This is a genomic window from Flavobacterium sp. UMI-01, assembly GCF_019656315.1.
Taxonomy (GTDB): Bacteria; Bacteroidota; Bacteroidia; order Flavobacteriales; family Flavobacteriaceae; genus Flavobacterium.
Window position 1 is genome coordinate 328,305 of record NZ_BPLU01000067.1, and the last position, 17,388, is coordinate 345,692.

The following is a 17,388-nucleotide window of genomic DNA, read 5'->3' on the forward strand; positions in this document are numbered from 1 at the left end:
ACCAAGTGCCTTCCCTTTAGGAAACACAATAGTAACTTGGACCGTAACGGATGCCGCTGGAAATTCCGCTACTGCAACACAAACTGTAACAGTAACCGACAATGTTAATCCAACTATCACAGCTCCTGCCAATGTAAGTGCTACTACTAATTCGGGTTGTACTGCTACAGGGGTAAGTCTTGGAACTCCAACAACAGCTGATAATTGCGGGGTAATTTCGGTAACTAATAATGCACCAAGTGCTTTCCCTTTAGGAAATACAACCGTAACTTGGACCGTAACGGATGCTGCTGGAAATTCAGCTACTGCAACACAAACTGTAACAGTGACTGACAATATTAATCCTACAATTACTTGTCCATCCAATATTACTACAACAACATCTGCTGACGGAACTGGTAATTGTACCACTAAAACTACTCTAGGCACTCCTATTACTACTGACAACTGTTCAATAAGTACTGTAATTGCTAAAGTTGGTGGCAACACAATTAACCCAGCTACTTACGATTTCCCGATAGGTATTACTACTGTAACGTGGATAGTAACTGACGGAAGTGGAAATTCTAATAGCTGTAATCAAACGGTAACAGTGACTGACAATGAAAACCCTACTATTACCTGTCCAGCCAGCATCACTACAACTACATCTGTTGACGGAACTGGTAATTGTACCACTAAAGCTGTACTAGGGACACCTATAACAACTGACAATTGCTCCGTAAGTTCTGTAATTGCAAAAGTAGGTAGCACCACAATTAACCCAGCTACTTACGATTTTCCTGTAGGAACCACTACGGTGAACTGGACGGTAACTGACGGAAGTGGAAATTCTAATACCTGCAACCAAACGGTAACAGTGACTGACAATGAAAACCCTACTATTACGTCTTGTCCTTCAAACATCACTCACGGAACTGATATCGGCCAATGTACATATTCTTTTGACCCAACAGAACCTATCTTTACAGACAACTGTGGAGTGACTTCTATAACTTGGGTAATGTTTGGAGCCACAACAGGTTCTGGTTCAAATGCAATTGGCCTAACTGTTTTCAACAAAGGTATTACCACGATACAATATACTGCCACAGACGCTATAGGAAATAATACAATCTGTTCATTTACAATTACGGTTTCTGACAATGAAAATCCTATTACACCAACTTTAACGACCATTACCGGACAATGTAATGCTACCGCACCAATTCCTACAACTACTGATAATTGTGCTGGAGTAATTTCTGGAACAACTGGAAATCCTTTAACTTACAGTACACAAGGAACCTACACTATTAACTGGACCTTCGATGATGGAAATGGGAATAGTATTGTCGTTCCTCAAACAGTAATCGTAAAAGACACAACTAATCCTATCGCACCTACATTAACAAACATAACTTGGGGATGTAGCTATACACCTGTCACTCCTACCACAACTGATAATTGTTCTGGTACAATAACTGGTACAACTACTGTATCGTTTCCTATTACAACCACAACTAACATTCCATGGACTTTTAATGATGGTAATGGCAATAGTATCGTCGTAAACCAATTAATTACCATTAACCCAATTTCAATTTCAGTAGCTTCAAAATCAGATGTATTGTGTCATGGAGGTTCTACAGGCTTTATTACTACAACAATATCAGGTGGCACTCCAACTTATACTTATTCTTGGGTAGGGCCAAATGGATTTACCAGTAACTCAAAAGATATTTCTGGACTTACAGCAGGAACCTATTCTTTAACTACTACCGACTCAAATAATTGTAAAGCTACATCTAATATAATTATTAGTGAACCAACGCAACTTGGAGGTACGATTAACAAAATCGAAATTTCATGTAAAGATGCTAATGATGGTTCAGCCACAGTAAACCCAACAGGAGGAAAAAGCCCTTATACGTATATTTGGAATACAGGTGTAACAACACAATCCATAAACAACCTATCACCAGGAAATTATTGGGTAGATATAACTGACGCCAATAATTGTGTGTTTAGGGTAAACACTTCTTTTAGTAATCCTACTGAATTAATAGCTACGGGTTCGTTTACACAACCTAATTGTAACGGAGGTACAAATGGTACTGCCTCAGTTGCAGTTTCTGGAGGAACTGCTCCTTATTTCTATTTATGGAGTGCTAATACAGGCGTTGGTTTAGCTAATGTAAGCTCTGTTAGCAATCTTAAAGCAGGAACCTATTCTGTTGACGTAACTGATAGCAGAGGTTGTATTAAAGTTGTTAGTATTACTGTAACAGAACCTCCTCTTTTAACCGCTACTATCTCAGGTAAACAAGGTTGTTTTGGAGGAGTTGGAGGTTCTGCTACAACCATCCCTAATGGAGGTACTGCACCTTATACATATTTATGGAACACAAATGCAACTACTCAAACAATTACTGGACTAGCTCCTGGAACTTACAGTGTAGTCATAACTGATGCTAAAGGCTGTACAACAACAAAAAGCGTAACCAATGCTGCGCCAACACAACTTGCTGTTACGGCTACTCGTGTAAATACTACCGCAGCTGGAGCCTCAAATGGTTCTGCAACTGCTAATCCTACGGGAGGTGATTTACCATACACTTATTTATGGAACAATGGGCAAACTACTAAAACAGCGACTGGATTAACCGCTGGTACTTACACGGTTACTGTTACCGACAATAGTGGATGTACTGCTACAACAAATATTACTATTGGAGATCCATTAACAGCGTCGATGACTACATCCAGTGCTTGTGTGGGGGAAAATGATATTCAAACATTAACGATAGTTCCTACTTTACAGGGAGGAATGGGACCTTATACATACACCTGGAATTACGGAAACGATGCCGTAACAGCTCCTACTAATTCTTTTGGAACAAAAACAGTAGAGTACTTAACAGGAGGTAGTAAAACAATTACCTTAACAATTTCAGACAACACTGGTCAAACAGTTACCATCACTAAAACACATAATGTTCAGGTATGTTTTGAATATACCGTTGACTGTGATCGATGTGTCTCTAACGATTATGTATTTGACGGCTTTTATATTGGTGATGCATCAGGAACACCTGTCGCACAATGTAATTCAGGTTCTGTATTACCCGTTTACATCTATTTTAACATTACCAGTAGCGCTTCCCCTAAATATGATTTATATGTTATTGGGGGTTACGAAGTGACAAATCCTTTTACAGGAATCACAACAACCAAATATGTGGAAGATTGTCTATATCCTTCAAATGGTGAAAAAGGAAATACAATCCCAATCGGTACTGGAAAAGGAAAGCTTTTGATTGACAACAATTATATCTGCGGAAGTCAAATTAAAATTACTGGTTTATTTTTTGCATGGAAACAAAATGAGAAATCAGGTTGTGGTCCAGCAACTCCAAAATGTTATTGTTCAGCCGTAAATTATGTTGTACAAGCCCCACTTACAGCAGCTGTAAACAAAACTAATGTATTATGCTATGGTGGAAGTACTGGAACTGCAACCGTAACAGCCTATGGAGGCACTGCACCTTATACCTATACTTGGTCAAATGGTCAAACTGGAGCAACAGCAACTGGATTAATTGCAGGAACCTACACCGTAACTGTAAAAGACAAAGTAGGAACAACACTTGCTCCTATTTCGGTGACTATTACACAACCATCAAACTTACCCTCAGCTACTACTACTGTTTCTAATAAAAATGGTGTAAACGTTTCGTGTTCTGGCAGTACTGATGGAACAGCAACTGTAACTGCTTCAGGAGGAACAGCTCCTTATACCTATTCATGGTCAAATGGTCAATCTAGCGCAACAGCTACCAATTTAGGAGTAGGTACTTACACAGTAACAGTAACAGATGCAAACGGATGTCAAACAACTAAGACAGCTACACTTTTAGGCCCTAATCCAATAGTTTTATCTGTTTCATCTACTAATCCAAGTTGTGCTGGTTACAATAACGGAATTGCGACTGTTTCTATTGTAAGTGGTGGAACTGGTTCATTTAGCTACCAATGGTCAAATGGACAAACCAGTGCCACTGCTACTAATTTATTAGCCAACAACAATTACTCTGTTACCGTAACTGACAGCAACGGATGTACAGCTGTAGCGAATGTTACCTTAACACAACCGCCAACTTTAACAGTTGCTACAACGAGAACAAATACTAACTGTTTTGGAACAGCTACAGGTACTGCCACTGCAAACCCAAGCGGAGGTACTGCCCCTTATACTTATTTATGGTTTGACGGTCAAACCACTAAAACAGCTGTGAATTTAGCTGCTGGGGGACCATATACTGTTACAGTTACTGATGCTCAGGGATGTTCCCAAAGTGCTCAAGTAGTAATTTCAAACGCACCCCAGTTAACAGCAACTGCTTCTTCAACAAATGTTAGTTGTAATGGAGGTGCTGACGGTACAGCTTCAGCGGTAGGGAATGGTGGAACTCCTGGTTACACCTATTCTTGGAATACTACTCCAGTAAAAACAACCTCAACTATTTCAGGATTAGCTGCTGGAACTTATACCGTAACAATTACCGACAGCAAAGGTTGTCAAACCACAGCAACAACTACAGTAGGTCAACCTCCACTGTTAAATGTTACTGCAACAGGAGTTGATATACCTTGCTATGGAGGAACAAGTACAGCTAGTGTAAGTGTTTCGGGAGGAACAAGCCCTTATGACATTACGTGGTCTAACGGACAAAAAACAACAACTGCTACAGGTCTAACAGCAGGAACTTACCAAGTAACGGTTACAGATGCTAATTTTTGTTCTAGCACAAAACAAGTAACTATCAACCAACCGCTTGAAATTCCAAATGCCAATGCTGGCCCTGATCAATCCCCTCAATGTGGAGCCGAAAACATAACCCTATCAGCAAATACACCATCATACGGAACGGGCAACTGGTCTATAGTATCTGGCCCTTCAGGTGGTGGAGAATTATTTTCAAATAACAACAGTCCAACTTCAACTTTCTATAGTCCAAATGCTGGAACATATATTCTTAGGTGGACAATTTCAGACGGAAGTTCATGTCCATCTAAATCAGATGAGGTGACAATCACTTTTAGTCAATGTAGCACATTAGACTTTGATGGAATTGACGATAATATCACATTCAAAAATAATGTTGATGTAAGTTCTGGTCCATTTAGTATTGAGGTTTGGATAAAATCAGGTGCTGTCAAAACTAGTACACAAACAATAATCTCGAAACGATTTGCAAATAATTTGAATAGTGGCTACGATTTAAGATTAGTAAATAATAAAATCTCCTTCAACTGGAATGATTCGGGCTCCATTGTTTCCCCTTACAACATAAACACTAGCAGATGGTATCACGTTGCAGTAACTTTTGATGGCACTGAATATAAATTATATATTGACGGAATTTTAGTTAAAACCCAAACGGGCGTTTCTCCAACGATTAATACTGCTGAATGTATTGTTGGTGGTATGGATCAAAATTTAACACCTCCTTTTAGACCTATAAATTATTTTGAAGGGTGGTTAGATGAATTAAGAGTTTGGAATACTACACTTAACAAAGATCAAATTCATCAAATGATGAATCAAGAAATTGAAAACAACAGTAATCAAGTTAAAGGTAAAGTTCTTGGATTAAATGTCGCTGGATTAACTTGGACAAACCTTACGGCTTACTACCAAATGAATCAAGGAACATCGGACATTCAAAATGGTTATTTGCTACCAAATGCTGGTACAATTCAAGGAAAATTAAGAAACATTACAAGTTGGCAACAAGAAACAGCACCGCTACCCTACTTTACAAAAAACAGCGGTGTTTGGACCGACACATCGATAACTACTCCATGGAAATGGGGTAATACGGTATGGGACATACCAAACGGGATCGGAGTAGATGGAACACCTATTGACTGGAATATTGCGGTTTCTTATCATGATTTAACATCTGGAGACAAAGATATTACCTTACTTGGATTAAAACTTGCTAGCCCAAATACCTTGTTAACTGTTGCTAATCCAAATCAACCTTCAGATGAAAAAAATAATGGCCACGGTTTATTCATCTCTCATTACTTATTAATGAACGGAAATATAGATTTAGTTGGCGAATCACAATTGGTTCAAAAAAGATATTATCCTTTCCCTGAACAGACAAGCGAAAGTATTTTTGATGAAGCCAGTAGCGGTTATTTAGAACGCGACCAACAAGGACAAAAAAATAGTTTTAATTACAATTATTGGTCATCACCTGTTACGGTAAGAGGTGCAGCAAATAATTCACCCTACAATCTAGATAGTGTATTACGCGACGGTACTATTTCTTCTAGTCCAAAAACTATTAACTTTGGTGCTTCTGCATTTTTTGCTGATGGTCCAATCGAAAGTCCTATAAAAACAAGTACTCGATGGATATGGTCTTATAATTCTAAAACTTTAGCTTCTAATTCTGAGTTGCAAAACTATTATTTATGGAATCATATTAAAAACACAGGCTTCCTGAATGCTGGCGAAGGTTTTACAATGAAAGGAACAGGTGGTACCGCTCCATTAACAAGCACCCAAAATTATGTCTTTACAGGAAAACCAAATGCAGGTACTATTACCCTTGGACTACCATTGGAACAAACGTATCTAATAGGAAATCCTTACCCATCTGCGTTGGATGCCGATGAATTTATTAAAGACAACCTCAAAGACTGTGCGGACTGTAGAGCAGCTACCAATGTGTTTAATGGAGCCTTATATTTTTGGGATCATCTAGGTATTACAAACAATCATACATTAGCCGAATATGAAGGTGGTTATGCTACCTATACGTTGATGGGAGGAACCTTGGCAACTGTCAATGGAGATTTGAACTCACAGAGCGGAAATAATGGAACACGCGTTCCTGGACGTTATATCCCTGTCGCACAATCTTTCTTTGTGGATGCAGCCTTAGACCCTTCAACCGCTAACTCAACATCAAATGTTCAAGGAGGAACATTGCTTTTCAAAAATAGTCAAAGACTTTTCTATAGAGAAGGAAACGGGAACTCCATTTTCATGAAACCTTCTTCATCTGGAAAAACAACAACGAAGAATGAAGTAACAGACAACAGAGCAAAAATTAGAATTGGATACAATAGCACTGCTGGTAAACACCGTCAATTGTTATTGGGTTGTGACCCGAGTGCTACTAATAATTTTGATATGGGTTATGACGCTCCTATGTTTGATTTAAATACTGATGACTTATATTTTGATCTAAATGGAAGTCCATACGTAATTCAAGCCGTTGCTAATTTTAATAATGAACAAGTAATTCCTTTGGGAATAGTGATTAACAAAGCCGGTCAATCAACTATTAAAATTGATCAATTAGAGAACATCCCTAATGAATTAAACATCTTTTTGTATGACAATTCAACCCATCAATTTTTCAATTTAAAAACAGCTGATTTTACTATCACACTACCTAAAGGCAAATACACAAACAGATTTTCAATACGTTTTAACAGCACTAAACCACTTTCAAAAGAGGCATTAAAAGATGAAATTAAAGACGAATTAGCAAAAGACATTGCCGTTTATTTTGCACAAGACGCCTATAGTATCATCCTTGAAAACCAAGTTACTGAGACAAAAATTGAAAAAGTTGCTTTGTACAATTCATTAGGACAAAACATTAAAAACTGGACGATTGACAAAACAAACCAAGAATACATTCCCTTACCATTGAAAAAAGTAAGTTCAGGTGTTTACGTTGTAAAAACCACCACTAATACTGGTAGTTTCAACACTTCAATCATCATTAAATAAAAATTAACTTTATTTTGCATACCCCATTTAGTTCAATCATGTAAATTCGTTCAATAAATTCAATCCAAATGAAAAAAATATTTGTTCTAGCCACTATTTGCTTATTTACCCTTAGCATAAGTGCACAAGAAAAAAAATGCTGTGCTGAAAATAAAGCCTGTACAAAAGACATGACCGCAAAAGAAATCGAGGCATGTAAAGCGAAGTGTAAAGCTGAAGGAAAAGTATGTGACGCTACTTCCAAAACAAAAAAAGAGGCCAAAAGTTGTTGTACTAAAAAAGCCTAACCCTTAAAAAAATAAAATGTCCCATTTTCTGTGGGACATTTTATTTTTGACTATTAAATCTTATTTTTTTAGTCCTTATGATTTGGATTTGATACTCCATTCAAATTCCATTTCAGAAACTATGGCACCACTTTCATCCTTCCCTACTGTTTTCATCCAAAAACGCTGACTCTCGCCACTAGTTAAACTTTTTGAAATGGCTTGTTTGACCGCTAAGCCATCGTTACATTCGAATGCAATCATACCAGTCGCTTTCTTCACGAAAACGGCTTTATTTTGAACAACTAACATCGCCATTTTTTGATTCGACATCTGAATATGATTCATTACTAAAGCACCCGTTGCCAATTCAGCAGCCATTGCTTGTACCGCAAAATACATGGAATGAAAAGGATTTTGATTAATCCAACGATGCCTTACCCTTGTAATACATCTTTCTTCATCAATAGCAAATACGCGCACTCCACATAAGTAAGCCGAGGGTAATTTAAAAATCAGAAAAGTATTTAGTTTCGAGGGAGTGAATTTCATTTTTGATGGTTTTTATGCTAAAATTATAGGCTATTAAATAAAAAATACATTATACATTAAATAAAAAAAGGTCGAAAAGTCCAATAAAATAAGGCTTTCACAGTGATGTGAGGGCTTTTTTTGTTTGTAATTGAAATGTACAGATACTACCATTTGGTGCTGTTATAGTACCATTACTGATAGCTGTATGATCCCTTTGGAGTAACATAGTACCAATAAACTCATAAAAAGGGCTTAAAACGGCTGAAAACCAACCAAAAACTAGTACTTCACGAACAAATATAAGGAATAATTAAAATGGATTTAAATGGGATTTCAATAATGTTTAAATGAATCCAGTGTACAATTTAAAAAAAGGTGTTTTTTGTATTGGGTAGCCTAATGGGTAGCCTAATGGGTAGCCTTTTTAGTGTATAAAATTTAGCCGAACAATACCCCCTAGATGTATAATTTTATAAGTAAACAAAAGTAAAACAGCAATAAGACAGCCCCCTAATGTATTGTTTTTATAAGTAAAAACAATATAAAACACTTTAATTCAAGCGTTTAGCATTTAATACATAGAATTAATGCGTACAGAAGCCTTTATTAATGCTAATCCTTTGATGTTTTTGATGTGAAAGTCCTTTGGCTGGTGATGTCTGTTTTCGCTAACTAATTTCACGTACTCTTCGCCTTTATCTGACTTGTGAAGCCATTTAACCATAACAAACTCATCCCCATCATCATTAGTTAGTGATATCAGGTACATTTCACCCCAAAACATATTATCAATACTGGTTCCAACTTTCTTGTACATTATAATATCACCAGACTTTAATAGCGGGTACATCGAATCACCACTCACGTAAATAGCACCGTCACACTTTGGTAAATTGGGAATTGATATATGATCAACTGGTTTCTCGTTCACAGCATTATTGAATAGCTCAACGATGGAAGCACTCGCTTGTACATCGTAAAGAGGTATTAATTGTTTTTCTTGTAAAATATCTGTTTTGTTAGGATAAATATTCGCGGACTCACTCATTATATCGTTACGGTAGTTTTTTAATATTTCTCCTTCGCCTCGAAAAACCCAAACTTTGTTTATATTTTCATTTGCAGAGCATAATTTATCGATGAATTTGTCCGAAAGCGGTACTTTTTCATTTAAAATCTGTGAAAATGATGATTTAGTGTAACCTATTTTTTCCGCTAAATCTTTATCGTTATCGGCAAATCCGTCATAAATAAGCCATTTACACAACTTTCTAACTCGTTCGATTTTAGTCATATATGCTAAATTTTAATTATAATATAAAAAAAGTTCGTATTTTATTTTACTAAATCGAAACTAAGTTTATATATTTGTCTCATACAAAAGACAAAAAGTAACAATGAACAAATCTAATAAAAAAAGAAGCAATTACAACGAGGAGGCTTTAGAAGCTCTTAAAAAAAAATACGGTTACTCTCTTGACTATATCAGAAAGTGTTTAAGAGGTGACAGAACTGGGTTAATGGCTGATGCCATAAAGAGCGATTACAACGAAAGTGTAAAAGCTTCAACTAAGGCTATCCTTAAAGAAAAAAAAGAATAAAATCTTAAAAAACAAATTGATTTGGAAACTCCATTCGAAAATCACGACAAAAAGCTAGGTGTGAAAATCAAATACTTGATTTTTGACCGTCACTTTCATGAGGATAGTTTGAAGTTGATTAGCTATAACGCAATCAATAAGCGCATCAGGTCTGAAAGTTGTTCTGAGAAAGAACTAAGACGTGCTTCATTAGGTTGTGATGCTCTGGTAGAATTCAACAGCTTATCTCAAGATTGGAAGGATAAAATCACAACTAAGTTCGGTACGCCTCAAAAAGAGGTTGCTAAATCTTGGTTCGCTCAACATTACATCGCTGACCGTGAAGCTTACAATTTCTACATCGGCTACACCTACGGCGAAAAGGTAAAGTTAGACCTGGACAAAGTAGAACTATACACCTACCAAGCATCAGTATTAAACACGGTTTTACTAATGAAGACCAACCGCAAGCAGTATTTGAAAGCATTAGGATGCAATTCAGTTGATATCTGGCAAAGTTTGAGCAATGATGTAAATGCTTTTCGTGAAGTAGATCATAAGCTACCTACTACTAAAGGATCACTTCGTCACAAAGTGCAAAAGTACGTAAAGGAAGGTTATGCGGGTATTATCTCGGATAAATTCGGGATGAAAAATGCTCTGAAAGTCAAAGAACGTGAGCAAGAAGCCTTATTGGATGAACTACTTGCAAAACACACCAACCTTGACAACGAATTGATTAGCAGTTTGTACAACATGGTAGCCGAACGTATGGCATGGCCAACGATTACCGCTCAAACCGTAGGAAACCGCAAGAAAGACAGTAACCTAGTGATTTACGCAGGACGTAACGGAGTATCGGCATTGTCTAACAATGTGTTGATGCAAAACAAACGTCAAGCACCATCAGCTCCAATGTTATACTGGACACTCGATGGTTGGGATGCGGAACTTTTGTACCAAAAAACAACAGCAGACAAAAAAGGCTATGCCGTAACGAGCTATCACAATCGTTTGACAATGGTAGTTGTATTGGACGCTTTCAATAAATACCCAATTGGGTACGCCATTGGAACACATGAGACACCAGAGCTGATTAAAGCGGCCATGCGTAACGCAATCAACCACACGGCTGAGTTATTTGGACAACGCTATAATCCACGCCAGTTACAAAGTGATAACTATCAGAGCAAAGTATTGACACCTATTTACGAAGCTTGCACCAAGTTCTACACACCAGCAAAGGTTAAGAATGCCAAGTCCAAGATCATTGAGCCGTACTTCAATTACATCAATAAGAACTATTGCAAGATGTTCGACAATTGGAGCGGTCACAACATCAACAGCGGTTCGAAAAATCAACCAAATAGTGAGATGTTAAACAAGTTGAGCAAGCAGTTTCCAGACGTTCACGGTTGTATCTCTCAACTCGAAGGAATCATCCAAGCGGAACGCGCCAAGAAGGTTGAGGAGTATGTCACCAACTGGCAAAAGGTGCCAGAAGACATGAAACTCACCATGCCACAAGAAAACTTCTTACTAGCATTAGGACAAAGTTCTGGATTAACAAACCGCTTAACGGGTTCTGGACTAAATGCCACCATTGACGGAGTGAAAAGAGTATATGACAGTTTTGAATTAGCCTTCAGAAAACAAGCACACCAAGATTGGAAAGTCCTTTACGACCCACAAAACCCACAAGAGGTACTGGCAGTTTCGAAAGACGAAAAACAACGCTTCATGCTCGAAGAGAAATACCTCCAAGCAATGGCAATCGATGACCGAAGCGAAGTGGATACCGAACAACTTAAACGAGTGAACGACTTTAACAAATTAGCGATAAGCTACATCACAGACGAACGACAAGAGAACGCAAACCTATTAGAAAATCTTTTCGAAAACCCGAGACTCAACGACACACTAGCCAAACACCTGCTGGTAGATTCAAGAGGACAGCATAAAGATCAGAAAAACAACGAACGATTAGCACAAGCCGAAAAGGTCATTATCAAACAAGATAAGGCTATCAAAAAAGAGTCCGCAAAGGCTTGGCAGGAAAAACAAAATGAATACATCAATAACAAAATCGACCTAAACAATTACTTATAATGGATCACATCACTAAAAAAGAAATCATTCAGAGCGTAACGGCTTACATGCAGGAGCACAACTTAAAGCAAGCCGATGTTGCAAACAAAACAGGTGTTCGTAAAGAGTACCTATCAACCATGTTCAAGGAAGATTCCAACTTTATGTACAATGCGGGCGGTGTGCAAGGTTATATTCCAGACCGCCACTTTCACGCCTTGGCCTCATTAAGTGGTTACGAAATCGAAAAAGGCTATTGGAGCGTACAACCTACATCTCAAACCGCCGCTATCTTGGCGCACCTTGAGGAAGCAAGAAACCACCACTTAACCACCGTATTAATTGGCGAAACGGGATGCGGAAAGTCGTTTACTTCCAAAATGTTTGCTTCAAAGAACCCAATTGACACCTTCATCGTGACCGCTGGTTCTAGCGACACCCTTGGCGATTTGATTGATAAAATTGTGTCAGAACTCAATATCCACGCTACTGGAAAAAGCAAATCGACTAAAATACGTCAGATTGCCACCAAAATGAAGTTTCTAAAGACATACGGAAATAAACCTATGTTAATCATCGATGAAAGTGAGTACCTAAAACAAGCATCATTATGTGCTATGAAGGAGCTTTACGATAACCTATCTGATTTTTGTGCACTAGTTTTCATTGGCACAGATCAGTTGATTGACAATATCGAAAAACTAAAAAAAAGAAACAAATCAGGCATCCCACAGTTTCACCGCCGTATAAAATTCGGGTTAAGGCTGTTGCCAAATATCGATCGCAGCTATAGCCTGTTTATATCAGACATTGAAGACAGACATTTAAGAAAGTTCCTTTTGTCTAATTGCGGAAACTACGGCGAATTACATGATGTAATTGTACCCGCCAGCCGTGAAGCTGAGAGATTAAATGAGCCATTGACTTTAGACCTAGTTCGAAAAGTGTTGAACCTTCCAGATGGCAATTTGGTATGGTAATAAAAAAAGCATTGACGGTTGCCAATATTCAATGTCAAAATATTAAGCGCATTCCTTTTGAAGGGGCATTTTATCAGGCATATCGGCAACCGCAAAACAAAGGGGTTTGGCTTGTTTGGGGTGCTTCAAGTAGTGGTAAGAGTTCCTATACGATGCAACTAGCTAAGGAACTTGCAAAGAATTACAAGGTTTTGTACAACCTTCTCGAGGAGGAAACGGATGATTCGGATTTCATAGAGCGTACAACGATGTTTGATATGCATGAGGTAAAGGATAATTTCTTAGTGGCTAAGTACACATTGGAAGAGCTAAATGTTTATTTGAAAAAGCGAAACCCACCCAAAGTAATCATCATTGACAGTGCGACTTACTTCTTTAAAAACTTTGCCGAATACAAAGCATTCAAGGAAGCGAATAAAAACAGAATCATCATCATAACCGCTCACGCTCAAGGAAGCAACCCAAGGAGTGAGCTCGAAAAAGACATCCAATACGATGCCAAACAAAAAGTATTTGTGAACGCCTATCAGGCGGTGTGCAAGGGAAGAACCATAGGACCTAACGGCGGATTGTTTATAGTTTGGCAGGAAGGTTACGATAAAGCAAGAGGTGCAACCGAATAAAACAAACAGTTATGACAACAACAGCAAAATTAGAAATGACCGAGAACCAATACGAACAAATGATTTTCGGTTTTTACGCCAGATGGTGTGAGAGTGTAACAGGGAATTCAAGACAGTTTCAACAGGCTTTGGCTAATTCCAGCATTAACAACTGGTTTTTGATGGAATTAACCAAATGTGAGGCCGAATTCCATCAGTTAACAGATAGGTACGTCAATAGCAACGTCACTTCCTTCGACTTTCAAAAATGCTATAACGAATGTACTTATAGAATGTTCAACATTCGCCCAGCTGCATTACTGGAAACGATCAAGATAAAACAAGGAGTCAAAGTGTTCAATACCATAAACCAAAACTAGCCCATGAAAAAAACCGATATCGAAGCGAGAATAACTGAACTGGAAACCGCTTTAAAAGAAACCCCAAACCACCCTAACAGGATAGAAATTGAAACGGACATTAGGAATTTACAAACCCGCTTAGAATACCAAGACTATGACTAAAGAAGCTATCGTTCAACGCTTAGAAGACCTACACAACGTCTTAGCCTATTGCTCCGATATTCAAAGCAACGGTAAGATATACGTGTTCAAGCTAGGGGAACGCATTTGCATCAATCAAGAGCGTGGGGCTTTGTTGTCTCAGATATCCCACAGCAAAGGCGAAATATTCCCCCACGAAGTAAGAACCTATACAATACCGCCACAAATTGAGGCAAAAGTAAAATTCACGGTCGAAAAAATTCAGTCCACCAACTGGGGCGGACACAATCTAAACGATTTTATAAACATTTAATAAATAACCATGAGTAAAAAAGTCAACATCAGCATCAACATTACACAAGAGAAAACAGACGCAAAAATTGAAGGCAACGCTTCGGAAGTCTTGATATGTTTAACCGAATGGTTTTTGCGTTCAAATGAGTCCAGGAAACTATTTGAAGCTGCTATAGAAATTTCAAAAGAAGTTGAAAAAGAATTAGATACCGACACCTTAAAAAAATAATCACCATGCACACAAACACATTAGAAATCCCAGCAGAATTAAAAAACTATACTCCTGAACAATTAAAAGCTGCTTTGCAAATGCAGGAGGACAGCAAAGAGGCCGACAGAAAGGCTTACAAAGAACTAGCCGAACAATCAGCCGCTAAAGCCGTTTTTAAACTCGCTATAGCCTCAGAAATGCTTTCGAATGCCAAAACCGAGGTTTTCCAATACTTTGAAAACATTCTAAAACTAAAAGCAGATTTATACGGGGTGAAAGCAAAACAGCAATCACACACCTTTAGTTTTGACGGTGGCGAAATCACAATAGGCTATCGCATCAATGACGGTTGGGACGACACCGTAAACGAAGGTATTGCAAAAGTGAACAATTTCATTAGTTCATTGGCCAAAGACGAAGCCACCGCCGCTTTAGTAAATGTGGTTTTCAACCTTTTGAAAAAAGATGCAAAAGGAAACTTAAAAGGTTCAAGAGTTTTAGAATTGCAAAAACTGACCAAAGAATTCAACAATGAAGAGTTTACTGATGGTGTTGATATTATTGCCAAAGCATACAAGCCACGGCGCTCTGTTTGGTTTGTGGATGCGGCAGTAATTAGTGAAGACGGCTCTAAAACTTCAATACCTCTAGCCATATCGTCAGTTGATTTTTCACAAGGGTACAAATTCGATTTTTATAACGAACAATTACCCGAAGATGCAAGCGCCTAGCACCACAACAGTACTACTAGCCCTCTTGCTAGTAGTACTTAACGGAAGAGCCATTATGAACTATTGTAAATGGCTAAAATTTAAGATATCAACATCATACCTGCAACGAAAAAATGAGCGTATCAATAACAATAATTCCACACGAAGACCATCAGCAGTATAGCGTGAATGGTCATATAGTTTATAAAGACAGCAGCGGAAACTACATTTCAAGAACCGATATGTCCTATAATGAAAACACCGCTTTTCAAAAATATAAAAAACTGGTCATTGATAACCCCGCCTTCAAACGACACACCAAGGCGGTATATAAAACATAACCCGAGAATACCACATCGCTAAAGGGCGGTTTCCTGAGTAGCTCAGTCGGTTAGAGCGCTTTAATTGCCGAGTCAGGTTAAGATGCCCGCTGTTGTTTGGGAAGCTAGCGCCCCCAGTCAGAGGTAGAAATTAAAGAGGTCGCAGGTTCGAGTCCTGCCTCAGGAGCTAAATTTTAAAAACAAATAAAAAATGGGAATAATAACGACATCATTTGCAACAAGGAAACCGCTTGGTTTTTTTACCGGCAAGAAAGCAATTTCAATTGTTAAACAGTCAAACATTGGCGGCGATGAAATAGAAAAAGGTTCTATAGTTATCATTATCGGCCAAGGCAGAACAAAAAATGATTTGAATATTAGAGATGAAAAAACAGGAGTTGAAATATACAATGTTTGGTGCGAACAGTTAGAACTTATCAAAGATGACAACAACCAAAACTAAACCCTACATCTACGAAGGCACAGGAAGTGCTATAGATGATTATCACAAAGCAGCTCCTGCCAAGTCTTCCCCTCCTTTGAACGGGGCTGAAGGGAGGAACTGGGGCTTATTCGACAAAAACAACCCGCAACACAAGCGCATATTAGCCAATTTACGCACCGCAAACATTGTGATAAAAAGCGAACGCTGGGGCGAAGTTCCTGATATGCTAGGATGGTTTAACCGCTTTTTAAAAAGCAAAAAAAGCCCAGTTAAAAAGCCTTTAAAGGATATGACACCAGAAGAAGTTTCAAAAATAATAGTAGCCTTAGATGGAGTTGCAGTATGGAAGAATTCAATATAAAAGAATTAAGATGAAAACAGTATTTATAGAAGATTGCGCAGCCGATGGATGCAAAAAAAAGAATATAGGTAATGGAAAGCAAATGTGTCAAGAACATGAAGACATGTATGAAAATAGAATTCCATTCAAAGCATTCTATGGTAAAACGGTACTAAAAAAAGAAAAATAAGATGGAAGTTTTTAAAATGATACTCACAGGATTATTTTCTGCTATTTGTATGACGGCATTTTTATACAGCTTCGCACCATCCAAACGGAAAAAAAAGAAAAAAAGCAAGTACCCAAAGTGCGATTGTAAAGATGTTAACCAGTGTTCAAATTGGTGCCATGCAAAGCACGCTTTCAATAAAGATTTTCAAGATGGAAAAGTATAGCATCAAGGAAGTTTGTCCCCATGACATTGCCGAAACCCGAACCTTAACCGCTACCTGCGGATGCGAAACCACAGTACTCATTTGTACCGAATGTGGCGAACAATTATCAAAACCTAAAACTGAATGTTAAAATGGAAAAAGAAATATTTACAATAGAGGAATTATTGTCTATGGGGTTTAAAGAACAAACTGGAGACGAACTAGACAATGGAGGATATTACAGATGGTGGGAAACGGTAAAACACCACAGCTCGATTGATATAACCTATGAGTACGATGCCGCTGGAAATTTCACATCTGGTTATGTTGAAATAAG

General features: G+C 38.0%; 19 protein-coding genes and 1 tRNA gene. 18 read left to right on the forward strand and 2 right to left on the reverse strand.

Going from position 1 to position 17,388, the window contains the following annotated elements; all coding sequences use genetic code 11:
- Both K5R64_RS15295 and K5R64_RS15300 read left to right on the forward strand, forming a co-directional pair.
- The coding region (locus tag K5R64_RS15295) for an HYR domain-containing protein (protein WP_220764672.1) at nucleotides 1-7,804 on the forward strand (7,804 nt) is incomplete at its 5' end.
- 68 nt (nucleotides 7,805-7,872) lie between these two features.
- Nucleotides 7,873-8,091 carry a hypothetical protein gene (locus tag K5R64_RS15300; protein ID WP_220764673.1) on the forward strand — a complete coding sequence of 73 codons (219 nt, stop codon included), beginning with the start codon at nucleotides 7,873-7,875 and terminating at the stop codon, nucleotides 8,089-8,091.
- 75 nt (nucleotides 8,092-8,166) lie between these two features.
- Here K5R64_RS15300 and K5R64_RS15305 read toward each other — a convergent pair whose 3' ends face one another.
- Together K5R64_RS15305 and K5R64_RS15310 are read right to left on the reverse strand one after the other, a co-directional pair.
- Nucleotides 8,167-8,622, reverse strand: a complete 456-nt coding sequence (locus K5R64_RS15305) for a DUF4442 domain-containing protein (RefSeq protein WP_220764674.1) — start codon at nucleotides 8,620-8,622, stop codon at nucleotides 8,167-8,169.
- Nucleotides 8,623-9,175: 553 nt separating this feature from the next.
- Nucleotides 9,176-9,898, reverse strand: a complete 723-nt coding sequence (locus tag K5R64_RS15310; protein ID WP_220764675.1) for a LexA family transcriptional regulator — start codon at nucleotides 9,896-9,898, stop codon at nucleotides 9,176-9,178.
- Nucleotides 9,899-10,001: 103 nt separating this feature from the next.
- Between K5R64_RS15310 and K5R64_RS15315 the strand changes: the two genes are divergently transcribed.
- The 16 genes from K5R64_RS15315 to K5R64_RS15390 all read left to right on the forward strand — a co-directional run.
- Complete coding sequence (locus K5R64_RS15315) at nucleotides 10,002-10,205, forward strand: hypothetical protein (RefSeq protein ID WP_220764676.1); 204 nt, start codon at nucleotides 10,002-10,004, stop codon at nucleotides 10,203-10,205.
- Nucleotides 10,206-10,226: 21 nt separating this feature from the next.
- A complete protein-coding gene (locus K5R64_RS15320) occupies nucleotides 10,227-12,293 on the forward strand; it encodes a hypothetical protein (protein WP_220764677.1) in 2,067 nt (688 codons plus the stop codon).
- Between the two features lie 47 nt (nucleotides 12,294-12,340).
- Complete coding sequence (locus tag K5R64_RS15325) at nucleotides 12,341-13,252, forward strand: ATP-binding protein (protein WP_220764679.1); 912 nt, start codon at nucleotides 12,341-12,343, stop codon at nucleotides 13,250-13,252.
- Nucleotides 13,246-13,875, forward strand: a complete 630-nt coding sequence (locus K5R64_RS15330) for a hypothetical protein (RefSeq protein WP_220764681.1) — start codon at nucleotides 13,246-13,248, stop codon at nucleotides 13,873-13,875. The genes K5R64_RS15325 and K5R64_RS15330 overlap by 7 nt, the downstream gene beginning before the upstream one ends.
- Nucleotides 13,876-13,886: 11 nt before the next feature.
- Nucleotides 13,887-14,234 carry a hypothetical protein gene (locus K5R64_RS15335; protein ID WP_220764683.1) on the forward strand — a complete coding sequence of 116 codons (348 nt, stop codon included), beginning with the start codon at nucleotides 13,887-13,889 and terminating at the stop codon, nucleotides 14,232-14,234.
- Nucleotides 14,235-14,237: 3 nt separating this feature from the next.
- Nucleotides 14,238-14,378 carry a hypothetical protein gene (locus K5R64_RS15340; RefSeq protein WP_220762854.1) on the forward strand — a complete coding sequence of 47 codons (141 nt, stop codon included), beginning with the start codon at nucleotides 14,238-14,240 and terminating at the stop codon, nucleotides 14,376-14,378.
- Nucleotides 14,371-14,670 carry a hypothetical protein gene (locus tag K5R64_RS15345; protein ID WP_220764685.1) on the forward strand — a complete coding sequence of 100 codons (300 nt, stop codon included), beginning with the start codon at nucleotides 14,371-14,373 and terminating at the stop codon, nucleotides 14,668-14,670. Before K5R64_RS15340 ends, K5R64_RS15345 begins: the two co-directional genes overlap by 8 nt.
- Before the next feature lie 9 nt (nucleotides 14,671-14,679).
- A complete protein-coding gene (locus K5R64_RS15350) occupies nucleotides 14,680-14,880 on the forward strand; it encodes a hypothetical protein (RefSeq protein WP_220764686.1) in 201 nt (66 codons plus the stop codon).
- A 5-nt stretch (nucleotides 14,881-14,885) separates the two neighbouring features.
- Complete coding sequence (locus K5R64_RS15355; protein ID WP_220764687.1) at nucleotides 14,886-15,593, forward strand: DUF3164 family protein; 708 nt, start codon at nucleotides 14,886-14,888, stop codon at nucleotides 15,591-15,593.
- Between the two features lie 113 nt (nucleotides 15,594-15,706).
- On the forward strand, nucleotides 15,707-15,913 hold the full coding sequence (locus K5R64_RS15360; protein ID WP_220764688.1) for a hypothetical protein: 207 nt from the start codon (nucleotides 15,707-15,709) through the stop codon (nucleotides 15,911-15,913).
- Nucleotides 15,914-15,944: 31 nt separating this feature from the next.
- Nucleotides 15,945-16,079: transfer RNA gene (locus K5R64_RS15365), tRNA-OTHER, on the forward strand.
- Between the two features lie 24 nt (nucleotides 16,080-16,103).
- On the forward strand, nucleotides 16,104-16,355 hold the full coding sequence (locus tag K5R64_RS15370; protein WP_220764206.1) for a hypothetical protein: 252 nt from the start codon (nucleotides 16,104-16,106) through the stop codon (nucleotides 16,353-16,355).
- On the forward strand, nucleotides 16,336-16,698 hold the full coding sequence (locus K5R64_RS15375; protein ID WP_220764689.1) for a hypothetical protein: 363 nt from the start codon (nucleotides 16,336-16,338) through the stop codon (nucleotides 16,696-16,698). Before K5R64_RS15370 ends, K5R64_RS15375 begins: the two co-directional genes overlap by 20 nt.
- A 10-nt stretch (nucleotides 16,699-16,708) precedes the next feature.
- Nucleotides 16,709-16,867, forward strand: a complete 159-nt coding sequence (locus K5R64_RS15380) for a hypothetical protein (RefSeq protein ID WP_220764690.1) — start codon at nucleotides 16,709-16,711, stop codon at nucleotides 16,865-16,867.
- A gap of 191 nt (nucleotides 16,868-17,058) precedes the next feature.
- Entirely contained in the window at nucleotides 17,059-17,202 is a 144-nt protein-coding gene (locus K5R64_RS15385; protein ID WP_220764691.1) for a hypothetical protein, read from the forward strand.
- Nucleotide 17,203: 1 nt separating this feature from the next.
- Nucleotides 17,204-17,388 (forward strand): hypothetical protein (locus K5R64_RS15390; protein ID WP_220764693.1); only part of this gene is annotated, 185 nt, incomplete at its 3' end.